Origin of the sequence: Tropicibacter oceani, from assembly GCF_029958925.1 — a bacterium.
Classification (GTDB): Bacteria; Pseudomonadota; Alphaproteobacteria; order Rhodobacterales; family Rhodobacteraceae; genus Pacificoceanicola; species Pacificoceanicola oceani.
Genome location: NZ_CP124616.1, coordinates 1,684,214 through 1,706,550 on the forward strand (window position 1 = coordinate 1,684,214; position 22,337 = coordinate 1,706,550).

The following is a 22,337-nucleotide window of genomic DNA, read 5'->3' on the forward strand; positions in this document are numbered from 1 at the left end:
AAACGGTTGCCTTGGAGGGGTGCGCGCCCCACAGTTGTGCTTTGATGCATTGTTTCAGGGATAGGGTGATCATGGACATTCCGAGCCTTCAGAATACCGCGACATGGGACCGCGAGGCCTGGACCGTGCGGGCCCCCGCCGAGGTGGAATTCTGGGATCGCTGGATCACCTCGAAGGGTGACCGCTGGCCCGTCGATTTCCAACGGCGGACGGACCCGAACGCGCCCTTGACCCCGATGCTGGTTGACCTGCTGCCGCATCTGGACCTGACGCCGGGCCAGACGGTCAAGGTGCTGGATATCGGGTCGGGGCCCTTGTCCTATGTCGGCTATGCCCATGACACCTATCAGGTGGATCTGACCGCGGTTGACCCGCTGTCGGACGAATACAACCGGCTGCTGGATTCGGTCGGCGTGACAGGGGTGGTGCGCACCCGCCCCGGCTATTTCGAGACAGCGCTGGCGGATTTCGGAGCGGGCAGTTTTGACGTGGTCTGGTGCTTCAACTCGCTCGATCATTCGATCGACCCGGTGCTGGGGTTGGTGAACCTGCTTTCGGTGGTGAAAATCGGTGGCGGGCTGATCCTGAGCTTTTGCCCCAACGAGGCGGAGCAGGGCAAATACAAGGGCCTGCACCAGTGGAACCTGGACCTGGACGAAGGGCAGCTGGTGCTGACGCAGCTGGGCCGCAAGACATCGCTGCAAGGGCTGCTTGACCAGCAAAAGATCGTCAAACGCATGGTTGGCGGATCACGGGCAGGGGTCAAGGAACGGGTGACCTACCTGATCCGCAAGACCGCGAACGTCAACCTGTCGCAGGCGATGCTGCGCTAAAACGCGCGTTTCGCCAAGAGCGCCGGATCCAGCAGGACAAGACTGCGGCCGTCGCGGCGCACGATCCCGTCCTTTTCCCAAGAGCGTATGGCGCGGTTGACGGTTTCGCGCGTCAGCCCGGTCATGTCGCCCAGGTCGGATTGCGAAAACCCTTCGGACAGGTGCAGGTGGCCCATGGCGTCGGGGGTGCCCCAGTCTTCGAAAAGCTGCCCAAGCAGCCCGGCCAGCCGTGACGGCCCGTCACTGAGCACCTGGGTTGCCAGCCGCGTATTGGTCTTGCGCAGGCGCGCGCAAAGCGTCCGGATCACCTGCAAGGCCGCGTCGGGGTGATCGCGCAGAAAGCGTTGCACCTGCGACCGCGTCAACAGCAGTCCGGTCACATCCACGGCTGCCTCGGCGTCGGCGCTGCGGGGTTCGCCATCAAGGGCGGCCATTTCCCCGACCACCTCACCGGGGCCAAGCTGCGCCAGGATCGAGCGGCGCCCATCGACCGAGGTCAGGCTGATTTCCACGCGCCCGGTTTCGATCAGCAGCATGGACTGATCATCGCTGCCTTCGGCGCAGATCTGGGCCTGCGGCTGGTAATGCATGGGCCGCCCCATCGCCCGAAGGGCGGCGGCGTCCCGGGCTGGCAAGGACTCGAACAGGATGCTGGTCTGTTTTTGCGAGATCGGTCCGTCCAAGGGATTGGCCTTTTGTCTTTAATTCCGGGCGACTGTGACTTGTATCACATACAACTGGCGGGACTCATGAATAGGTAGACGGGCAGCGCGAGAAAAGTGGATTTGGGGAAACTTTCCTGATCTTTGATTACTTTTCAACCGTCTGTGGAATGGCATCCGCCGTCAGACGAAATTATTGCGACTGAAGGTGTTGGTCGTCTTTGCGCGTTGAGTGGCGCGCAACCAGTGTGTTGTAGGGTCCGTGTTTCGGCCCGTGCCGTTTCGCCAAGCCGTCGTAACTCGTCGTCCCCATGTCTTTGGTGGGTTACAATCGCGGCGAGGCTCCCAATATGGCTGGGTAGAATAAGGGGCGGTGCATCAATTTCGGATGCACCGCCTTTTGTTTTGGTCAGCCCTTGGCATAGCCCAGGGTTTGCAGGGCTTCGCGAATTTCGTCCAGAATGGCCGGATCGTCGATGGTCGCGGGCAGCTTGAATTCTTCGCTGTCGGCGATCTTGACCATGGTGGCGCGCAGGATTTTCCCCGACCGGGTTTTCGGCAGACGATCCACGACGCAGGCCAGTTTGAAGGCCGCAACCGGGCCGATCTTGTCGCGGACCAGTTTGACGCATTCCTTGACGATCTCGTCGTGCGGGCGGTTCACGCCCGAGGACAGGCACAAGAAGCCCAGCGGCAACTGGCCCTTGAGCTGGTCTGTCACGCCGATCACCGCGCATTCGGCGACGTCGGGATGCGATGCCAGCACCTCTTCCATGCCGCCGGTGGACAGGCGGTGGCCGGCGACGTTGATCACGTCATCGGTGCGCGCCATGATGTAGACATAGCCGTCGTCGTCGATCATGCCCGCATCGCCGGTTTCATAGTAGCCGGGGAAATGTTCGAGATAGGATTTCTTGAACCGCGCCTCGGCGTTCCACAGGCCCGGCAGGGTGCCGGGGGGCAGGGGCAGTTTGACGGCAATCGCGCCCAGTTCGCCCTTGGGCATCGGGTGGCCTGCTTCATCCAGGATCTGGATGTCATAGCCGGGCATGGGTTTCGCAGGCGATCCAAGTTTCGTCGGCAGTTCCTCGATCCCCAGCGGGTTGCCCGCGATGCACCAGCCAGTTTCGGTCTGCCACCAATGGTCGATCACCGGAACCTTCAGCTGGTCCTGCGCCCAGACGATGGTGTCCGGGTCGGCGCGTTCGCCTGCCAGATAAACGGCCTTGAGGCAGGACAGGTCGTATTTCTTGACGAACTCGCCTTTGGGGTCCTCGCGCTTGACCGCGCGAAAGGCGGTGGGGGCGGTAAAGAACGACTTGACCTTATGTTCCGAAATCACCCGCCAGAAGGTGCCCGCATCCGGGGTGCCGACCGGCTTGCCTTCGAAGACGATGGTGGTGTTGCCGTGAACCAGCGGGCCATAGGTGATATAGCTGTGACCAACGACCCAGCCCACATCTGAGGCCGCCCAGAACACATCGCCGGGGTCGACGTTATACAGGTTTTTCATCGTCCAGTTCAGCGCCACGAGGTGTCCGGCGGTGGGGCGGATCACGCCCTTGGGCTGGCCGGTCGTGCCCGAGGTATAAAGGATATAGGCCGGGTGGTTGCCCTCGACCGGGACGCATTCGGCCGGTTCGACGCCAAACTGAAAGCCGTGCCAGTTATAGTCACGGCCTTCGATCAGCTTGGCGACCTCTTGTTCGCGCTGGAAGATCACGCAGAAGTCGGGCTTGTGCTTGGCCAGGTCGATGGCCCCGTCAAGCAGCGGCTTGTAGTGGATGACGCGGCCCGGCTCCATCCCGCACGAGGCGGCGATGATTGCCTTGGGCTTGGCGTCGTCGATGCGCACCGCCAGTTCGTTCGAGGCAAAGCCGCCAAAGACCACGGAATGCACGGCCCCCAGACGGGCGCAGGCCAGCATGGCCTCAAGCGCCTCGGGGATCATCGGCATGTAGATGATGACGCGGTCGCCCTTTTCGACACCCTTGGCGCGCAGGGCGCCGGCCAGGTTGGCAACCCGGTTGCGCAGTTCCACGTAGGAAATTTCGCGCTTGGTATGGGTGATGGGGCTGTCGTAGATGATGGCGGTCTGTTCGCCCCGGCCATTTTCGACATGGCGGTCCACGGCGTTCCAGCAGGTGTTCACCTTGGCGTCGGCGAACCATTCATAGATGTGATCGCCGCGGTCATAGAGTGCCTGTTTCGGGGCCTCGACCCAGTCGATGGCCTTGGCCTGTTCCATCCAAAAGCCTTCGGGGTCGGCTTTCCAGGCCTGATAGACGTCATTGTAACCCACGGTCGTCCTCCTCTTGATCCTTGAGGAATGGCTTAGGGGGTGGTGGCCGTGTCGGGCAAGTGTGTTGGCGTATGACAGGACAGATTACCGCAGGAAATTTGCATATTCGGCGGGGATGGCGTTGCGAAGTTTTGCAAACCCGCTGCGGTTTTGCGCGAGGCGTGCAAAGATGCGGGTGAATTGCAAATCTGCAAATTTGTGAGTGCAAAACCTGAGTCGGCAGGGCATCCGCCCGGTCGGATCACCGGGCCAAGAGGCCCCGGATCAGGTCCGGGGCGCTGCGGAGCGGTCTGCCGGGCCTAGCCGTAATGCGCCACCGGCGTGCCGGCAATCGCTGCCATGTTCAGCAAGCCGCGCGGGGTGATCCCGGGCGTGACGACGTGGGCGCGGTTGCCCATGCCCATCAGGATCGGCCCGACCTCGAGCCCGCCTGCCTTCATCTTGAGGATGTTGCGCGTGGCGCTGGCGGCATCGGCGTGGCCAAAGATCAGCACGTTGGCCGCGCCTTGCAGGCGACCACCGGGCAGCAGGCGTTCGCGCAGCTCCGGGTCAAGCGCGGCGTCGACGTTCATTTCGCCTTCGTACTGGAAATCGGTCTGCATGGCGTCGAGCAGGGCAATCGCTTCGCGCAGGCGTTTGCCGCTGCCTTCGGTCTGGTTGCCGAACTGCGACTGCGAACAGAAGGCGATGCGCGGTTCCACGCCAAAGCGGCGGGCATGGCGGGCGGCGCCGATGGCGGTTTCGGCCAGTTGCTGCGGCGTCGGCACGGACCAGACATGGGTGTCCGCGATGAACAGCGGCCCGTCTTCGAGGATCATCATCGACAGTGCGCCCTTGGGGCAATAGGTGCCGCCGCCCAGCACTTGGGTGACATAGTTCAGGTGCCAGCGGTACTCGCCGAAGGTGCCGCAGAGCAGGCTGTCGGCCTCGCCGCGATGCACCATGACGGCGCCGATGGCGGTGGTGTTGGTGCGCATGATGGCGCGCGCCAGATCGGGGGTGACCCCCTTGCGCGCCATCAGTTCGTGATAGGTGCCCCAGTAATCGCGGTAACGCGGGTCGTTTTCGGGGTTCACGATCTGCAGGCTGTCGGGGCCGATGTTCAGGCCCATGCGTTCGCAGCGGGTGGCGATGACATCGGGACGCCCGATGAGGATCGGCTGTTCGGTGGTTTCCTCCATGATCGCCTGCGCGGCGCGCAAGACGCGTTCATCCTCGCCCTCGGAAAAGACGATCTTGCGCGAGGCGGACAGCGCAGCCTGAAACACCGGGCGCATGAGCAGGGCGGATTTGTAGACGCTGGCGTCCAGATGCGCCTTGTAGGCCTTGAGGTCCTCAAGCGGGCGCAGGGCCACGCCGCTTTCCATGGCGGCGCGCGCCACGGCGGTCGACACGACACCCGACAGGCGCGGATCGAAGGGTTTGGGGATCAGGTAATCGACGCCGAATGTCAGCTGTTCACCCGAATAGGCGGCGGCAGCCTCGGCCGATGTGGTGGCGCGGGCAAGGGCGGCGATACCCTCGACGCAGGCGATCTGCATTTCGTCGTTGATTTCCGTCGCGCCCACGTCCAGCGCGCCGCGGAAGATGAAAGGGAAACACAGGACGTTGTTGACCTGGTTGGGGAAATCGCTGCGCCCGGTGGCGATGATCGCATCGGGGGCCACTTCGCGCGCAAGATCGGGCATGATTTCCGGGGTCGGGTTGGCAAGGGCAAAGACGATGGGGCGCTTGGCCATCTTCGCAACCTGTTCGGCCTTCAGCACGCCGGGGCCAGAGAGGCCAAGGAACAGGTCCGCGCCGTCGATCACATCGTCCAGCGTGCGTTTGTCGGACGCCTGGGCAAAGGCGGCCTTTTGCGGGTTCATATCCTCGGCGCGGCCTTCGTAGACCAGCCCGTGAATGTCGCACAGCCAGATGTTTTCGCGTTTCACGCCGAGTTTGACCAGCATGTTGAGGCAGGCAATCCCCGCCGCGCCGCCGCCCGTGCTGACGATCTTGATATCGGCCCAATTCTTGCCCGCCACATGCAGGGCGTTGGTGGCGGCCGCGCCGACGACGATGGCGGTGCCGTGCTGGTCGTCGTGGAACACCGGGATGTTCATCCGCTCGCGGCAGATCTTTTCGACGATGAAACAGTCGGGGGCCTTGATGTCCTCAAGGTTGATCGCGCCAAAGGTGGGTTCCAATGCGCAGACGATCTCGGCCAGTTTCTCGGGGTCGGATTCGTCCAGTTCGATGTCGAAACAGTCGATGTTGGCGAATTTCTTGAACAGGACGGCCTTGCCCTCCATCACCGGTTTGGAGGCCAGCGCGCCGATGTTGCCAAGCCCCAGAACGGCGGTGCCGTTCGACACCACGCCCACAAGGTTGCCCTTGGTGGTATAGCGCGCGGCGTTGGCCGGATCGGCCTTGATTTCAAGACAGGCCTCGGCGACGCCGGGGGAATAGGCGCGCGACAGGTCGCGGCCGTTTGCCAGCGGCTTGGTCGCGCGGATTTCGAGTTTTCCGGGCTTGGGGTTCTCGTGATAGAACAGGGCTGCCTGACGCAGCGCTTCCTTGGCAATATCCGACATTTCCGATCCCTCCCGTTGGGTGTGGTTTAGTATTAAACCATCTTTCCCGTTGGCCTTGTGCGACACGCGCGCCATAGCAGCTTTGCACGGGGCTTGAAAATCCCATAGCGCAATCTGCGCGGCAATTCCCCCTTGGTGCCGTCGCGCTGCCCCTTGCATTCGGGGCGGGCGCTTCGCAACATGGGGCATGCCTGAAGGGAGTCTGTCCATGTCCTTGTCCGATGCGGCCCGCGCGGTGCGCGAAAACGCCTATGCCCCCTATTCGCGGTTCAAGGTGGGCGCCGCCCTGCGCACGGCGTCGGGGGCGGTATACGTGGGGTGCAATGTCGAAAACATCGCCTATCCCGAAGGCACCTGCGCCGAAGCGGGGGCGATTGCCGCCATGATCGCGGCGGGCGAAACCGAGATCGTCGAAGCCTATGTGATCGCCGACAGCCCGGCGCCGGTGCCGCCCTGTGGCGGGTGCCGTCAGAAACTGGCGGAGTTTTCAAAGGGCGCGGTGCCGGTGACGCTGGCCACGGTGGACGGGCTGGAACAGGCCACGACGGTTGCCGCGCTGCTGCCCGGCGCCTTTGGCAAAGATCACATGGAGCGGACATGACCGACGCGCGCAGAATCAACGCCCATCTTCGCAAGGGCGAAGCGCTTTCGCCTGATGAATTGCGCTGGTTCGCCAAGGGGCTGGCCGATGGCTCGGTCAGCGATGCGCAGGCCGGAGCCTTTGCGATGGGGGTCTGCCTGCGCGGCCTGTCCGAAGAGGGACGCGTGGCGCTGACGCTGGCGATGCGCGATTCCGGCCATGTGATGCAATGGGATCTCGACGGGCCGGTGGCCGACAAGCATTCGACCGGCGGGGTGGGCGATTGCACGTCGCTGGTGCTGGCCCCGGCGCTGGCCGCCTGCGGGGTCTATGTGCCGATGATCTCGGGGCGCGGTCTGGGGCACACGGGCGGAACGCTGGACAAGCTGGACGCCATCCCGGGCTATGCCACCGCCGCGGACGAGGCGCGGTTTCGCCGCGTCGTCAAGGAGGCGGGCTGCGCCATTGTCGGTGCCAGCGCGGCCATCGCCCCGGCGGACAAGCGGCTGTATGCGGTACGCGATGTCACCGGAACGGTCGAAAGCCTGGACCTGATCTGCGCCTCGATCCTGTCGAAAAAGCTGGCGGCGGGGCTGCAGGCGCTGGTGCTGGACGTCAAGGTCGGCACCGGGGCCTTCATGAAACACGCGGACGAGGCCCGCGCGCTGAGCCGCGCCATGGTCGATACCGCCAATGGTGCGGGCTGCAAGACTACGGTGCTGATCACCGGGATGGACGAACCCTTGGCGCCGTCGCTGGGCAACGCGCTGGAGGTCGACGCCGCCATGTGCGCGCTGACCGGGCGCGACAAGGGCCCGCTGTATACGCTGTCGGTGGCGCTGGGGGCCGAGGTGCTGGCCAATGTCGGCATCCAGGACGGCACGAAAAAGATCACCGAGGCGCTGGAATCGGGCCGCGCCGCCGAAGCCTTTGGCAAGATGGTGTACGGCCTTGGCGGCCCCATCGGCTTTGTCGAGGATTGGCGGCGCTACATGCCCGAGGCCCCGGTGATCCGCGCGGTCGACGCCGAAAGCGCCGGGACGGTGGCCGCCATCGACGGCGAGGCGCTGGGGCTGGCGGTGGTGGCGCTGGGCGGCGGGCGGCAGGTCGAAAGCGACCAGATCAACCCGATGGTCGGCCTGTCCGAGGTGGTGCGCCTGGGCGAAAAGGTCGACAAGGGCCAGCCGCTGTGCCGCATCCATGCCGCCCGCGTCGAAGAGGCCGACGAGGCCGAGCGCGTGATCCGCGCCGCCATCCGCTTTGGCAAGGCGCCAAAGCCCGTTGATCTGGTGCGGGAGCGGATCGCATGAGCCGCGCCTTTCTGGTGGTGCTGGATTCGGTCGGCATCGGCGGCGCGCCGGACGCCGACCAGTATTTCAACGACGGGTTGCCCGACACCGGGGCCTGTACCCTTGGCCATATCGCCGACGCCTGCGCGCAGGGCCGCTCCGACGACGGCCGGCAAGGCCCGCTGCATCTGCCCCACATGGGGGCCCTGGGTCTGTTTCATGCGCTGGAGCTGGGCTGCGGCACGCCCAAAGCGGGGCTGTGCCCCGCGTCCCCCACCGGTCGGTGGGGTGCCGCGACCGAGGTGTCCAAGGGCAAGGACACGCCCTCGGGGCATTGGGAACTGGCCGGGCTGCCGGTGCCGTGGGATTGGCACTATTTCCCGAAAACCACCCCCGCCTTTCCGCAAGAGATCACCGATCTGGTTTGCGAGATCGCCGGGGTCGACGGCATCCTTGGCAATTGCCATGGCTCGGGCACCGCGATGATCGACGTTTACGGCGAAGAGCATCTGAAAACCGGCTACCCGATCTGTTATACCTCGGTCGACAGCGTCTTTCAGATCGCCGCGCACGAAGAAACCTTTGGGCTGAATCGCCTGTTGCAGCTGTGCGAAACGCTGGCCCCGCATCTGCACAAGCTGCGGCTGGGCCGGGTCATCGCCCGGCCTTTTGTCGGCGGGCCGGGGAATTTCATCCGCACGCCGAACCGGCACGACTATGCCATGGCCTTGCCCGCCCCGGTGCTGACCAACTGGGTGCAGGACGCGGGTCGCCGTGTCTATGCGGTGGGCAAGATCGGCGACATCTTTTCCATGACCGGCATCGACGAGGTGCGCAAAGGCCCGGACGAGGTCTTGATGCGCCATCTGTCGGATCTGGTGGACGAGGCCGAGGATGGCAGCCTGACGTTTGCCAATTTTGTCGAATTCGACAGTCTGTATGGCCATCGCCGCGATATCGCGGGCTATGCGCGGCACCTGGAATGGTTCGACGCCGAACTGGGCAAGCTGCTGGCACGGCTGCGGCCGGGCGACATGCTGCTGCTGACCGCCGATCACGGCAACGATCCCAGTTGGCACGGCTCGGACCACACCCGCGAACGGGTGCCGGTGGTGATCGCGGGGCTGGGTGCAGGCAGTGTCGGACAGGTCGGATTTGTCGATGTGGGCGCCAGCATCGCGGCGCATCTGGGCGTGCCCTCGCAAGGGCCGGGAAAGAGCTTTCTATGACCTTCAAAGACCGCGAGCCGCTGGGCGAAGAACGGCTGCATGCCATTCGCGCCCTGCCGAAAACCGAATTGCACCTGCATTTCGAAGGCGCCGCCCCGCCCGACTTCATCCGCGGGCTGGCCAAGGAAAAACACGTCGACATCAGCCGGATCTTCAATCCCGACGGCAGCTATGCCTACCGCGATTTCGTGCATTTCCTGTCGGTCTACGAGGCCGCGACCAGCGTTCTGAAAACCCCCGAGGATTACGCGCGGCTGTGTGCCGCCGTGCTGGAGGAAAGCGCTGAACAGGGCGTGATCTATGCCGAAACCTTCCTGAGTCCCGATTTTTGTGGCGGCGGGGATGTGGCGGCCTGGCGCGAATACCTGCATGCCATCCGCGAGACCGCCGAGGCCGCCGAAAAGACCCACGGCATCACCCTGCGCGGCATCATCACCTGCATCCGCCACTTTGGCCCCGAACAGGCCAAGACCGCCGCGCGCTGCGCCGCCGAGACCAAGGACGACTGGCTGGTCGGCTTTGGCATGGCGGGGGACGAGAACAAGGGCAAGCAGCGCGACTTTGCCTATAGTTTCGACATGGCGCGCGAGGCGGGGTTGCACCTGACCAGCCACGCGGGCGAATGGCGCGGCCCGCAAGAGGTGCGCGAGGCGGTCGAGGATCTGGGCGTTGCCCGCATCGGTCACGGCGTGCGCGCCATCGGCGATCTGGCGGTGGTCGACATGCTGGCCGAACGCGAGATCACGCTTGAGGTCTGTCCCGGCTCCAACGTCTTTCTGGGGGTTTTTCCCAGTCTGGATAAACACCCGATCGACGCGCTGCGCGACCGGGGCGTCAGGGTGACGGTGTCGACGGATGATCCGCCGTTCTTCCACACGACCATGCCCGATGAATATGAAAACCTTGCCAAGACCTTTCGATGGGACGAAGAGGTGTTCACCGATATCAACCGCACCGCGATGCAGGCTGCCTTTTGCGATGACGCCACCCGCGACGCGATTCTGAAAAGACTGGAGAGGCCATGACCGATCACCTGACCATCGTCGATCACCCGCTGGTGCAACACAAGCTGACGCAGATGCGCAAGGTGGATTGTTCAACCGGCAAGTTCCGCCGCCTGCTGCGTGAAATCAGCCTGCTGCTGGCCTATGAGGTCACGCGCAACATGGACATGACCACCGAAACCATCGACACGCCGCTGTGCAAGATGGATGCCCCGGTGATCGCGGGCAAGAAACTGGCGCTGGTGTCGATCCTGCGCGCGGGCAACGGCCTGCTGGACGGGATCCTTGAACTGGTGCCCTCGGCCCGCGTCGGCTTTGTCGGGCTGTACCGCGACGAGGAAACGCTGCAACCGGTCGAATACTACAACAAGCTGCCCAAGGAGCTGGGGGAACGGCTGACCATCGTGGTCGATCCGATGCTGGCCACGGGCAACAGCTCGGCCGCGGCGATCGACCTGGTAAAGCAGGCCGGCGCCGGCGAGATTCGGTTCCTGTGCCTTCTGGCGGCCCCCGAAGGCGTGGCCCGGATGAAAGAGGCGCATCCCGACGTGCCCATCGTCACCGCCGCGCTGGACGAAAGGCTGAACGAAAAAGGCTATATCGTTCCGGGGCTTGGCGATGCGGGCGATCGGATGTTCGGCACGCGTTAACACCCTTGTGCCAGGATGTGGCGCAAGTTTCGCGCCTTTACAGGCCCCTGTGGATCGGGCATGGTAAAGGCTTCATCTGTGGGGGCAGACATGACTTTGAAATCGTTCACGATTCTTGCACTTTTCGCGGCTGGCATGGGGATTGTTTCCGCGCCGGCGCAGGCGCAAAGCAATATCGCGGTCGTTCCGGCCAACTTTCCGCCGGCGTCCTATACCGGGCGTCAGTTCGTCGACAACAAGGGCTGCGTCTTTGTCCGGGCGGGCTTTGACGGCAATGTGACCTGGGTGCCGCGCGTCACGCGCCAGCGCCAGCACATCTGCGGTCAGACGCCGACCTTTGGCGGCACCATGGCGCGCGCGCCTGAACCGGCGCCCTCGGCCCGGCCGGTGGTGATCGGTGCCCCCGATCCGGCCCCGGTGGCCACGGCCGCCGCCCCCAGACCGGGCGTGACCGCCGCCAAGCCGACCGGCAGCATCCGTGTCCTGCAAGGGTCGCCCGATGCGCTGTCGGCCCCCGCCGCACAGACCGCCGCGCGCCAGCCCGCGCCTCAGGTCCGCCGCGTTCCGGCGTCGAAACCGGTTGCCGCCCAGCCGCCGCGCATGGTGCGCCGTGTGCCGGCGCCGACCGTGACGGCCCCTGCGCCCGCCCCCCGCGCGACGGTGCGCGCCGTGCCGGCCCCCCGTTTTGACAATGGCAACAGCGCCTGCGTGAACGGCACCCGCACCCGCCAGTACAACGGCCAGACGCTGGTTGTGCGCTGCGGCCCGCAAACCGCGCCGCATGTGACCGTGATCCGCCGCGGCGAAGCGCCCGGACCGGGCAAGAACGTCTATTACAACAAGGGATGGCAGGGCAGTTCGCTTGCGCCGGAAACCCGCATCGTGCCGCGCCATGTCTATGAGCAGCAGGCCGAAAACCGGGTCGCGGCCCTGCCCGAAGGCTATCGCCCCGCCTGGGAGGATGACCGCCTGAACCCGTACCGCGCCCATCAGACCGTGGCGGGTTATCGCGCGACCCAGCAAGTCTGGACCAACACCGTGCCGCGCATCCTGGTGTCGCAGGCGCGCCGCCACAGCGTCAAGGACCCGGTGATCGCCTACAACGCCTCGGGGCAGTATCGCACGGCAACGGTGTCGACCAAGGGCCGCGTGCCGGTCGTGTCCAGCCGGTCGGCGCCCAAGCCTGCCGCATCGGGCGCCCGCTTTGTGGAAATCGGTGTCTTTACCACCGAGGCCAAGGCACAGGCCGCCGCCGCGCGGCTGACCGCCGCCGGCCTGCCGGTGCGCTTTGGCAGCTATACCAAGGGTGGGCAGACGATGCGCCGCGTGATGGTTGGCCCCTATGCCAGCGCGGGCGCGCTGAACAAGGCGTTGGCCGCGACCAAATCGGCGGGCTATCCGCGCGCCTATCTGCACTGACGATCCGGTCCCTTTCAGGGATCAGGGACATGACGAAAGCCCGCCCGCAGTGGCGGGCTTTTTCGTGCCGGGTGCCAGGGCAGGCTGTCAGGGGCGGGGGGTCAGCCGCCGCAGATCCCCTGCAGACGCACCCAGTCGGCGTCGCTCAGCACCTCTCGGCTGCCCTGTCCGGCGCGCGGGTCGGCCTCGATCAGGGGCAGGGTGCTTTCGCCGGTGATGTCGCGGGCATAGGCATAGGGGGTGCTGCGCACCTCGGCCTTAGCAAAGGCAGCCAGCAGGGTGTCAAAGCTGGGGTCGCTGTCCTTGCGCTTCAACAGCGTCTCGGCATAGGCCGACAGGGTGTCCTCGGGCAGCAGCCCGGTGGTGATCAGCTTGAGACTGGCCATCAGCCCGGCATAATCGAGCAATTCGCCCAAGGGGTCGCGCGCCCGGGCGCGGGCCTTTTCGGCCAGCACATAGCCGGCCGCCACGTCGGGGTCTTCGAAATCCTCGACAACCGAGCGATTCAGCATGACGATCCCGCCGGGCAAATGGGCGCTTTCGGCGACGCCCTGGGGCACCACGATCAGGTCGCCCTCGTGGCCGGGGCCAAGAATGCGCAGCGCCAGCCGGTCGAGCGAGCGCAGCGCCTCGGGCGCGCGGCAGGGCTGGCCGGTGACGCGGGTCATGTGGGTCAACAGGGCCTCGCCGATCTCGGCGCGTTTGACCATGGGGACGACGTTGACGGCATAACGCTCCAAGGCCCCAGGCAACCAAAAGACCGCCCCCGCCGCGATCACCGCGCCAAAGCCCAGCCCAAGGATCAGCCGCAGCTTGCCGGGGCGCGGGCGGCGTTTTTCGATGGCCTTGAGCAGGCGGTCGACGCCCTTGATCATGACCTCTTCGCCTTCGGGCAGTTCCAGGGTTTCGCCGGGATCGCCATCGGGATGGTAGATCGCCGGAATGGCGCTGCCGTTCGACCGGTTCACCGCCGCCAGCGACCAATGGGCCAGCACCTCGCCCTTGATCGAAGTGATCGTCAGCGTGGCATCGCCCAGCGACACGATCACCTCGCGCCGCTGATCCTCGGGTGTGGCGCGCCACAGGCCCGTTGCCTCAAGCCGGTCGAATTCCTTCAATGCTGTCATGTGCCGGGGCTGCTCTGCCTTGTTTGAGGCGACGATAACACGGGACTGCCAGCCGGGCAATCTGGCGGCGGGCCTGAAAACCTTGCCAAAGCGGCTGTCTTGGTTCCATGCTGGGGCCCACGGATCAACCAAAGGCTGAAAGGAACGCTTGGATGGCTAATGCGACACGCGCGATCACGCCGGAGCGGCAAACAAGCGGGCCCTTGATGCGCCTGACCGCCGCGCCGATCAACCGCAACCTTCAAGATGTGCACAAGGCCGCGCGCGACGCCAATTCGACGCAGACCTACATCGACCGCGTGCGCAACTATATCCCGCTCGAAGTCATTGCCTTTTTCATCTTTTGCAACGCCATGATCGACAACGGCGAGGCCCCCCAGCTTCTGTGGTCCGGGTCCGCCAGCCCTGATGATTTCGTGGCCGTCGCCACGGTTCTGGTGTCGTTGGTCGGGGTGGTCATCTATGTCAAGACGGCCGCCGAGCGCGCCGATACGGGCACGTGGAAGTTGCACGCGGTGGTCAGCTGCCTGGCCTTCCTGGTCTGGGCCTATGCCATCGGCGCCGAGGCGCTGCCGGTGCTGGGCATCCCGCAGGTTCCTTCGGTGTCGGGGCTGCTGCTGGGCACCTTCACGTTGTTCAGCGGGCTTGTGGTGCCGGTCAGGAAAGACGACGCAGCAGGCGCAGGCGGGGAAGGCGCGGCGGACTAAAGCCCCCTGGCCAGCGCGCGCAGCTCGAATTTCTGGATCTTGCCGGTCGAGGTCTTGGGAAGCTCCATGAAGACCACCTTTTTCGGTGTCTTGAACCCGGCCAGCCGTTCCCGCGCATAGGCAATCAGGTCGGCCTCGGTGGCGTCGTGGTTGTCCTTGAGCTCGACAAAGGCGCAGGGCACCTCGCCCCATTTTTCATCCGGCTTGGCGACCACGGCGCACAGCAGCACCGCGTCATGCCCCATCAGGCAGCCCTCGACTTCGACCGAACTGATGTTCTCGCCGCCCGAGATGATGATGTCCTTGGCGCGGTCGGCGATCTGCACATAGCTGTCGGGATGCATCACCGCGATGTCGCCGGAATGGAAATAGCCGCCGGCAAAGGCCTCGTCCGTGGCCTTGGGGTTCTTGTAATAACCTTTCATCACGCCATTGCCGCGGAACATGATTTCACCCTTGGCGGCGCCGTCGCGGGGGATGTCCTCCATCGCCTCGTCGGTCACGCGGACCTCTTCCATAAAGGGCATGGCCACGCCCTGGCGGGCCTTGATCGCGGCGCGTTCGGCGCCTTGCAGCGGCTCCCACTCGGCTTTCCAGGTGCATTCGGTGGCGGGGCCGTAAACCTCGGTCAGACCGTAGACCTGCGTGACGTTGAAGCCCATCGGCTCGATCTTGGCCAGGGTCGCCGGGGCAGGGGGCGCACCGGCGGTAAAGACCTCGACGATATGGTCAAAGTCGCGGCGCTGGTCCGCAGGCGCGTTGACAAGGGCGTTCAGCACGATGGGCGCGCCGCCGAAATGGGTCGCGCCCTCGTCGGCGATGGCGTCAAAGATCGCCTTGGCCGTGATGTCGCGGCAGCACACCACGGTGCCCCCCAGCGCGGGCATCATCCAAGTGTGGCACCAACCGTTGCAATGAAACAGCGGCACGATGGTCAGGTACTTGGGGTGCAGCACCATGCGCCAGGACACGATCTGCCCCATGGCGTTCAGATAGGCACCGCGGTGGTGGTAAACCACGCCCTTGGGCCGCCCCGTGGTGCCCGAGGTATAGTTGAGCGCGATGCTCTCCCATTCGTCCTGCGGCATGATCCAGTCGAACTGCGGATCACCGGTTTCCAGCAGCGCCTCATACCCGGTGTAATGGCCATGGGCATGGACCCCGGCATGATCGTCGGCCACCTCGATGATCTGCGGCGCGGGGCCTTCCATCCGGTCAAGCGCCTCGGCCAGCATGGGCAGGAACTGCGGATCACACAGCACGACCTTGGCCCCGCCGTGATCAAGGATATAGGCCACCGTATCGGGATCGAGCCGGGTGTTGATGGCGTTCAGCACCGCGCCGCAGGCGGGCACGCCAAAATGCGCCTCGGCCTGGGCGGGGATGTTCGGCAGGATCGTGGCGACGACGTCGCCGGGCTGCACCCCCAGCCGGGCCAGCGCCGAGGCCAGCCGCGTGACACGCTCGATGTATTGCGCATAGGTCTTGCGGTGGGGCCCGTAGACGACGGCCATGTGATCGGGCCAGATCCCGGCCGCGCGCCGCAGGAATGACAAGGGTGTCAAAGGCACATAATTGGCCGCGTTCTTGCCCAACCCGGTTTCGTCCTGCATCCAGCCCATGACCTTCTCCCCTTGCTCGATCCGATGCGGATAATGGCGATTGGCGGGGCTGGTGAAAAGAGCGTTTTGCGTTAGGGTGCGCGCATGATCATTTCGCCCGGCCGTTCCTATATCTTCGTGCATATCCCCAAGACCGGGGGGACCTCGATGGCGCTTGCGCTGGAAGACCGTGCGCACCGTGACGACATCCTGATCGGCGACACGCCCAAGGCGCAAAAACGCCGCGGCCGGGTGAAAAAGCTGACCGCGCGCGGGCGGCTGTGGAAACACGCTACGCTTGCCGATATCGACGGCGTTCTGACGCCGGATCAGATCGACGCGATGACCTGCTTTACCCTGGTGCGCAACCCATGGGACCGCATGGTCAGCTACTACCACTGGCTTCAGGCGCAGCGCTTTGATCATACGGCCGTCACCCTCGCGCAGACGCTGGATTTCGCGGGTTTCGTGCGACACGAACACACCCGCACCACCCTCAAGGCCTGGCCCTATGCCCGCTACATGACCGATGCCAACGGGGTCGAGCAGGCCGCCGTCTACCTGCGCCTCGAAAAGCTCGACCAGGATCTGGCGCCGCTTGCCGAACGGCTCGGTATCCCGCTGGAGATCCCGCACGCGAACAAATCCAACCGGCGCGCCTATCAAAGCTACTACACCGACGACCTGGTCGATGTGGTGGCCGATACCTGCGCGCAGGACATCGCGCGCTTTGGCTATGGGTTCGAGCCTTAGCCCCGGCCATTGACGGGATCGACAGGCCACCCTGTCGGAGCCTCCGGCGGGGATATTTGAAGCACAAAGAAACACGCAATGCGCAAGAAAAGGCCCGCCTCGAGTCTCTCGAAGGCGGGCCGGAAGCGCAGGGCTTCTTCGTGCACGGCCATCGGCGTCCCCGCCTGTACCGTGCCTGAAAGCCTGGCACATTAACCTTAACATCCGGTTTCTTTGTGCCAAAAATATCCCGGGGGAGCGCGCAGCGCGGGGGCAGAGCCCCCTAGGCGGTTTTCCCCGGGCGCGCGCTGCCGTGTCTATCGGATCGGGTCGAACAGGGCGTCCTGCATCGTGCAATCCTTGACGGTGTCGCGCCCGCAGGGAACAGGGGCTAGATCCCGGGACAGGCACAGGCGCGCCTCCTGGATGCGGCCGGCCTTGCAGGTGATGGTCAGCATGTCCGGCTCCCAGCCGGGGTTGGCCTTCAGAAAGGCTTCTTCGATCAGCGAGGCGGGCAGCGTCACCGGCTTGTCGAGCTTGCGAAAGACCTCGGGGCGGTTAACGCCTTCGAAAGCCTTGCGCGCCAGATCGTAGTAGGTCTCGGGGTCGAGTCCGGAACAGACGCCGTGCTTTTTCCACTGGTACCAGGCAAGGCCGGGTGTGCCCATGATATCGGCCATCGAGGCGGTCAGCGCGCGCGAGGGCTGTCGCTGTGTGGTCCGGCAATAGGACGGCCAGCCGCGGTGGTACTGCGGCCAAAGCCCATGCATCACCCAGCCGAAATCGGCCGAGGCATCGCATTGCGGCGAGCCGCGCCCGTCGCCTTCCAGGGCGCACCAGGTGGGCGACCAGGACAGTGACAGAACATAGTAATCGAACTCGCCGGCCGGCTCTCCTTCGGCCAGCGCCGCAACGGCAGTAAACAACCAGATCACCAAAGCACGCATTTTCTCTTTCCTCTTTAGGCCAAGATGACTATATACCCGCCAGGTTTCCCTACAACGGCAACTTGTCCCGGAGCGCCGGGACCGCCCTGGCCCCGGCCTTGGCGCGCCAGAAGATATTGCCGGGGGACAAGGTTTTTTGCACGGAGGCACACCATGGCCAAACTTCTGCACCCCAAAGCGACCGCCGTCTGGCTGGTGGACAACACCACGCTCAGCTTCAAGCAGATCGCAGATTTTACCGGGTTCCACGAGCTGGAAATCCAGGGCATTGCCGATGGCGACGTGGCCACGGGCGTCAAGGGTTTCGACCCGGTGGCCAACAACCAGCTGGTTCAGGAAGAAATCGACAAGGCGGAAAAAGACCCGCTTTACAAGATGAAGCTGAAATTCAACGCCGCGGCCCATGACGAAGAAAAGCGTCGCGGACCGCGCTACACCCCGCTGTCCAAGCGTCAGGACCGCCCGAATGCGATCTTGTGGCTGGTCAAGTTCCACCCCGAACTGGCCGACAGCCAGATCAGCAAGCTGGTGGGCACCACCAAGCCGACGATCCAGACCATCCGCGAGCGCACGCACTGGAACATCCAGAACATGCAGCCGATCGACCCGGTTGCGCTGGGTCTGTGCCGCCAGTCCGAACTGGACGCCGCCGTTGCCAAGGCCGCCAAGAACAAGGACGCGGTGATGACGGACGACGAGCGCCGCAAGCTGGTTTCGACCGAGCAGAGCCTTGAGATGGGGTCCGAGCCGCGTCTGCCGTCGGCGATCGAAGGGCTGGAAACCTTCAGCCTGTCCGATCCGCGCGGCGACGACGAAGAAGAGGATACCCGCACCGCCAGCGATTTCTCGGATGCGGACAGCTTCTTCAACCTGCCCGGCGGCGATGACGATGACGACGATGATGAGGACGAGCGCAAGCGTTGATCGGCTGCGCATCTGCCATCGTCACCAAAGCAAAGCCCCGGCCAGATGGTCCGGGGCTTTTTCGTTGCGCTTCCGGGCCTTGGGCGGGCCTAGGGGCAGGGGACGATGGCGCGGGTGTAATTGGTGCCGATCAGCGAAAGCCTTGGCCCGTCCTCGTAGCCGGATTGTTTCAGGACCAGTACCCGGTCTGAACCGATTTCGTTGCCGTACTCAGGCCCGTCGCCCTGGCAGGTGACGTCGTACAACGTGCCCTCCATCGCGCGCAGGTTGACCGGGTTTTCCAGCGTGCAGGTCGCCTCGCAGATGCCGATGCTGTGGCCGCCGAAGGGAATGAAGCGATCGTTGCAGCCGGCTTCGACGTTGTCCAGGCAAAGCCCGTCAAAGGGGCCGGTGGTGGGCATCCAGGCCAGGCTGGCCTGCGTCAGGCGGGCGTTCGGAAAGAAATCGCAGGGCAGCCCATCGGGCAGGGTGTTGCAGGTCACGCGGGCATGATCCTGCGGCGGCAGGGCCTGGCCGGATCGGCTGATCGTGGTGGTGCTTTGGCCATTGGCGACGTCTTCCTGCGCTTGCCAGCCGTTGGCATAGGCGGTCCAGGCCCGCGACGCGGTCGAGCATATGAATTCCTGATAGGTCTTTTCGCAAGCTCCGTCGAAGCAGATTTCCGCCAGCGGCGCCGAGCCGGTTTCCGTGTAGTTCACACAGCCCGCCCGGGCCGGTTGTGTCAGGGCCATCAAGGCCAGCGCCGAAAGCAGAAAGGAAGTTTTCATTGGAAAGGGACCTCTGGGGAATGTCGTTGCTCAGGGTGCGCAGAAAACAGGCATGGACGGGGCGAAGGCAAGGTTTTTCCTGTCACCTTTGGCCGCGGGCTGGAACCTGGGGGCACCCGGGCGCATTCTTTTTCTGAAGATGAATGTTCGGAGCGGTCGTGATGATTTCAGAAAAGGCCCTGGTCACTTCCTTGCCCCCAGTGGGCGGCGCGGCGGTCCTTTTGGATTTCGACGGAACGCTGGTGGATCTTGCCCCGACGCCGGAGGCGATCACGGTGCCTGCGGATTTGCCCGACCTGCTGCGCGCTCTGGGCGATGCCACGCAAGGGGCGCTGGCCCTGGTGTCGGGGCGGTCGATTGCGGCGCTCGAACGGTTTGTGCCCGGCTTTGACGGGGTCATCCTGGGCGGCCACGGCGCCGAGCGGCGCGATGGGCAGGGCCTATGGCGGCACCCGCTGGCGGGTAGCGACACGCTGGCGCGGCTGATCGCGGGGGCCCGAAGGCTGGCCGACACGCACCCGGCGCTGAACTGCGAAGAAAAGCCGACCGGGGTGGTGCTGCACTATCGCCGCGCGCCCGAGCAAGAGACGCGCATCCGCCACGAGATGACGGCGCTGGCCGCGCCTTTCGACGGTCTGGACGTGCATTTTGCCAAGATGGCGGTGGAACTGCGCCCGGACGACATCGGCAAGGATCGCGCCACCCGCGATCTGCTGAACAAAGCGCCATTCGCTGGGCGCAGTGCCGTTTTTTGCGGCGACGATGCAACCGACGAGCCCGCCATGCGGTTGTGCGTTGAGACAGGGGGAACAGCCTGCAAGGTTGGGGAAGGACCCAGCGCGGCACCGCTGCGGGTTGCTGATCCTCAAACCTTGCGGGCCGCGCTTTGGGCATGGACGCAGAATAGGTGACCGGAATGACTGGCAGATTGATCATGGTATCGAACAGGATACCGACCGAGGCAGAGCCGTCGGGCGGGCTGGTCGTGGCCCTGCACGATTGCCTGACAGCGCAGGGCGGCACCTGGATCGGCAGTTCTGGCGAGGCCCGGGAAAACCCGCGCGACGGATTGTACCAGATCGCAAGCGGCGACTATGACCGCTATGCCTTTGACCTGAGCCGGGAAGAATTCGACAGCTATTACCTTGGCTATGCTAATTCGGTGCTTTGGCCCCTGTTCCATCGCCGGGCCGAGCTGATGGAGGTTCAGCCGGGCCATGCGGCTGGCTACCTTGCGGTGAATGCCCGCCTGGCGGCCATGCTGAAAGGCTTTTTGCGGCCCGACGATGTGCTGTGGATCCACGACTATCATTTCTTGCCGCTGGCGGCCTGTCTGCGCGAACTGGGCGTGCAGAACCGCATCGGGTTCTTCCTGCATATCCCGTTTCCCGTGGCTTCGGACGTGCCGGCACTGCCCGAGGCGGATGCCTTGACGGGCTGGATCGCGGCGCATGATGTCTTTGGCCTGCAGACGCAGGCGGATGTGAACCGCTGCGTCATCCTGTTCGAACAGCGCCTTGGCGCGGGCATTTCCGGCGATGGCACGATAGCCGCCGAGGGGCGCCGGTTCCTGCCGTTGGCCTGCCCGATCGGGATCGACGCCAAGGGGTTTCGCGCGGTGGCCGAGGCGTCGCAGGCAGGCGCGCGGATTTCCATGGCGCCGGACCAAAAGCTGGTTCTGGGGGTGGACCGGCTGGATTACTCAAAGGGGCTTGTCCAGCGGTTCGAGGGGTTTGGCACCTATGTTAAGACACGCCGCGACAGCGATCCAAAGGCGACATTGCTGCAAATCGCGCCGCCCTCGCGCGAGGATGTCGAGGCCTATCAGGACATGCGCGAGGCGCTGGACCTGACCGCCGGAAACATCAACGGCGAATACGGCGAAATCGACTGGACTCCGATCCGCTATATCCGCCGCCCTGTGCCGCGCGACGATCTGGCCGGTCTGTACCGGCGGGCGGCGGCGGGGCTGGTGACGCCGCTGGCCGACGGGATGAACCTTGTCGCCAAGGAATACGTGGCAGCGCAGGACCCTGACGATCCGGGCGTTCTGATCCTGTCGCATTTCGCGGGGGCGGCCGAGCAGATGGGCGCGGCGCTGATCATCAACCCCTATGATGCGGGCGAGATGGCGCAGGCGCTGTCACAGGCCCTGACCATGCCGCTGGACGAACGCAAGGCTCGCCACGCCGCGCTTTGGCGCAGTGTCGTCGAGCAGGACATCGGCTGGTGGACCGACCGTTTCCTGAATGCGCTCACGGGGCGGGACATGGCGCAGGTAGCGTGACGGCGATGGCGCTGTTTTGGCTGCGCCAAAAGACGCCCCACCCGCCGTCCCGCGGGGCGCCGCCTAGAACCGTTTGCGGGCGTTCAGCGCCGCCGAGATGGTGCCATCGTCGAGGTAATCCAATTCGCCGCCGATCGGCACCCCTTGCGCCAGCGAGCTGAGCGCGACACGTGCGCCGATCTGATCGGCGATGTAATGCGCCGTGGTCTGCCCGTCGATGGTGGCGTTCAGGGCCAGGATCACCTCGGTGATCTCTTCGGTTTCGAGGCGGTGGATCAGCCCCGGAATGCGCAGATCGTCCGGCCCCACCCCTTCGAGCGCGGAGAGCGTTCCGCCCAGCACGTGATAGCGCCCCTTGAACACGCCCGAGCGTTCCATCGCCCACAGGTCGGCCACATCCTCGACCACGCAAAGCAGCCCGTTGGCGCGGCGCGTGTCTTCGCAGATTTCACAGATTTCGGTGGTGCCGACATTGCCGCAGTTCAGACATTCGCGGGCGCTGCGCGCGACCTCTTGCATGGCGTCGGCAAGGGGTTGCAGCAATTGTGCGCGCTTGCGGATCAGGTACAGCACCGCGCGTCGGGCCGAGCGCGGGCCAAGCCCGGGCAGCCGCGCCATCAGCTCGATCAGCGCCTCGATCGGATCGTTGCGGCGGGTCATGGGCGCCCTTTGCCCGTGGTGTGCAGTGGCCTTGCCATGAT

Annotated in this window: 20 protein-coding genes; 12 read left to right on the forward strand and 8 right to left on the reverse strand. The window is 64.8% G+C overall.

Annotated features, from left to right (window positions below; all coding sequences use genetic code 11):
* The first annotated feature begins 71 nt into the window (after positions 1-71).
* Positions 72-833, forward strand: a complete 762-nt coding sequence (locus QF118_RS08140) for a class I SAM-dependent methyltransferase (RefSeq protein WP_282302128.1) — start codon at positions 72-74, stop codon at positions 831-833.
* Here QF118_RS08140 and QF118_RS08145 read toward each other — a convergent pair.
* The 3 genes from QF118_RS08145 to QF118_RS08155 form a co-directional block, all read right to left on the reverse strand.
* The gene (locus QF118_RS08145; protein ID WP_282302129.1) at positions 830-1,516 is read right to left on the reverse strand and encodes a Crp/Fnr family transcriptional regulator; all 687 of its coding nucleotides are present in this window, start codon (positions 1,514-1,516) and stop codon (positions 830-832) included. The two genes, QF118_RS08140 and QF118_RS08145, sit on opposite strands and share 4 nt — an antisense overlap.
* Positions 1,517-1,904: 388 nt before the next feature.
* Entirely contained in the window at positions 1,905-3,797 is a 1,893-nt protein-coding gene (prpE, locus tag QF118_RS08150; RefSeq protein WP_282302130.1) for a propionate-CoA ligase PrpE, read from the reverse strand.
* 299 nt (positions 3,798-4,096) lie between these two features.
* The gene (locus QF118_RS08155) at positions 4,097-6,373 is read right to left on the reverse strand and encodes an NADP-dependent malic enzyme (RefSeq protein WP_282302131.1); all 2,277 of its coding nucleotides are present in this window, start codon (positions 6,371-6,373) and stop codon (positions 4,097-4,099) included.
* 208 nt (positions 6,374-6,581) lie between these two features.
* Here QF118_RS08155 and QF118_RS08160 point away from each other — a divergent pair, with 208 nt between their 5' ends.
* From QF118_RS08160 to QF118_RS08185, 6 genes are all read left to right on the forward strand, one after another.
* A complete protein-coding gene (locus QF118_RS08160) occupies positions 6,582-6,974 on the forward strand; it encodes a cytidine deaminase (RefSeq protein ID WP_282302433.1) in 393 nt (130 codons plus the stop codon).
* Positions 6,971-8,263 carry a thymidine phosphorylase gene (locus tag QF118_RS08165; RefSeq protein ID WP_282302132.1) on the forward strand — a complete coding sequence of 431 codons (1,293 nt, stop codon included), beginning with the start codon at positions 6,971-6,973 and terminating at the stop codon, positions 8,261-8,263. Before QF118_RS08160 ends, QF118_RS08165 begins: the two co-directional genes overlap by 4 nt.
* Complete coding sequence (locus tag QF118_RS08170) at positions 8,260-9,471, forward strand: phosphopentomutase (RefSeq protein WP_282302133.1); 1,212 nt, start codon at positions 8,260-8,262, stop codon at positions 9,469-9,471. Before QF118_RS08165 ends, QF118_RS08170 begins: the two co-directional genes overlap by 4 nt.
* Positions 9,468-10,496: an adenosine deaminase gene (locus QF118_RS08175; RefSeq protein WP_282302134.1), complete on the forward strand. Its 1,029-nt coding sequence runs from the start codon at positions 9,468-9,470 to the stop codon at positions 10,494-10,496. The genes QF118_RS08170 and QF118_RS08175 overlap by 4 nt, the downstream gene beginning before the upstream one ends.
* Positions 10,493-11,125, forward strand: a complete 633-nt coding sequence (upp, locus tag QF118_RS08180) for a uracil phosphoribosyltransferase (protein WP_282302135.1) — start codon at positions 10,493-10,495, stop codon at positions 11,123-11,125. Before QF118_RS08175 ends, upp begins: the two co-directional genes overlap by 4 nt.
* 135 nt (positions 11,126-11,260) lie before the next feature.
* Positions 11,261-12,544 carry an SPOR domain-containing protein gene (locus tag QF118_RS08185; protein ID WP_282302136.1) on the forward strand — a complete coding sequence of 428 codons (1,284 nt, stop codon included), beginning with the start codon at positions 11,261-11,263 and terminating at the stop codon, positions 12,542-12,544.
* A 101-nt stretch (positions 12,545-12,645) separates the two neighbouring features.
* Here QF118_RS08185 and QF118_RS08190 read toward each other — a convergent pair whose 3' ends face one another.
* Positions 12,646-13,671 (reverse strand): hypothetical protein, encoded by a 1,026-nt coding sequence (locus QF118_RS08190; protein ID WP_282302137.1) that lies wholly within the window; start codon positions 13,669-13,671, stop codon positions 12,646-12,648.
* A gap of 152 nt (positions 13,672-13,823) precedes the next feature.
* Between QF118_RS08190 and QF118_RS08195 the strand changes: the two genes are divergently transcribed.
* Positions 13,824-14,378: a hypothetical protein gene (locus QF118_RS08195; RefSeq protein WP_282302138.1), complete on the forward strand. Its 555-nt coding sequence runs from the start codon at positions 13,824-13,826 to the stop codon at positions 14,376-14,378.
* Here QF118_RS08195 and QF118_RS08200 read toward each other — a convergent pair.
* The gene (locus QF118_RS08200) at positions 14,375-16,000 is read right to left on the reverse strand and encodes an AMP-binding protein (protein WP_282302139.1); all 1,626 of its coding nucleotides are present in this window, start codon (positions 15,998-16,000) and stop codon (positions 14,375-14,377) included. The genes QF118_RS08195 and QF118_RS08200 overlap by 4 nt on opposite strands.
* 84 nt (positions 16,001-16,084) lie before the next feature.
* Here QF118_RS08200 and QF118_RS08205 point away from each other — a divergent pair, with 84 nt between their 5' ends.
* A complete protein-coding gene (locus QF118_RS08205) occupies positions 16,085-16,732 on the forward strand; it encodes a sulfotransferase family 2 domain-containing protein (RefSeq protein WP_282302140.1) in 648 nt (215 codons plus the stop codon).
* Positions 16,733-17,028: 296 nt separating this feature from the next.
* Here the strand turns inward: QF118_RS08205 and QF118_RS08210 are convergent, their stop codons facing one another.
* The gene (locus tag QF118_RS08210; protein WP_282302141.1) at positions 17,029-17,658 is read right to left on the reverse strand and encodes a ribonuclease T2 family protein; all 630 of its coding nucleotides are present in this window, start codon (positions 17,656-17,658) and stop codon (positions 17,029-17,031) included.
* 153 nt (positions 17,659-17,811) lie between these two features.
* On the opposite strand from QF118_RS08210, the gene QF118_RS08215 reads away from it, so the two are divergent.
* Positions 17,812-18,582, forward strand: a complete 771-nt coding sequence (locus tag QF118_RS08215) for a DUF1013 domain-containing protein (protein ID WP_282302142.1) — start codon at positions 17,812-17,814, stop codon at positions 18,580-18,582.
* A gap of 89 nt (positions 18,583-18,671) precedes the next feature.
* Here the strand turns inward: QF118_RS08215 and QF118_RS08220 are convergent, their stop codons facing one another.
* Positions 18,672-19,349, reverse strand: coding sequence for a hypothetical protein (locus tag QF118_RS08220; RefSeq protein WP_282302143.1), 678 nt, complete (start codon positions 19,347-19,349; stop codon positions 18,672-18,674).
* 161 nt (positions 19,350-19,510) lie between these two features.
* On the opposite strand from QF118_RS08220, the gene otsB reads away from it, so the two are divergent.
* Both otsB and QF118_RS08230 read left to right on the forward strand, forming a co-directional pair.
* Entirely contained in the window at positions 19,511-20,260 is a 750-nt protein-coding gene (gene otsB / locus QF118_RS08225; protein ID WP_282302434.1) for a trehalose-phosphatase, read from the forward strand.
* Between the two features lie 5 nt (positions 20,261-20,265).
* The gene (locus tag QF118_RS08230) at positions 20,266-21,636 is read left to right on the forward strand and encodes an alpha,alpha-trehalose-phosphate synthase (UDP-forming) (RefSeq protein WP_282302144.1); all 1,371 of its coding nucleotides are present in this window, start codon (positions 20,266-20,268) and stop codon (positions 21,634-21,636) included.
* A gap of 63 nt (positions 21,637-21,699) precedes the next feature.
* Here QF118_RS08230 and recR read toward each other — a convergent pair whose 3' ends face one another.
* On the reverse strand, positions 21,700-22,296 hold the full coding sequence (recR, locus tag QF118_RS08235; RefSeq protein ID WP_282302145.1) for a recombination mediator RecR: 597 nt from the start codon (positions 22,294-22,296) through the stop codon (positions 21,700-21,702).
* Positions 22,297-22,337 lie beyond the last annotated feature (41 nt).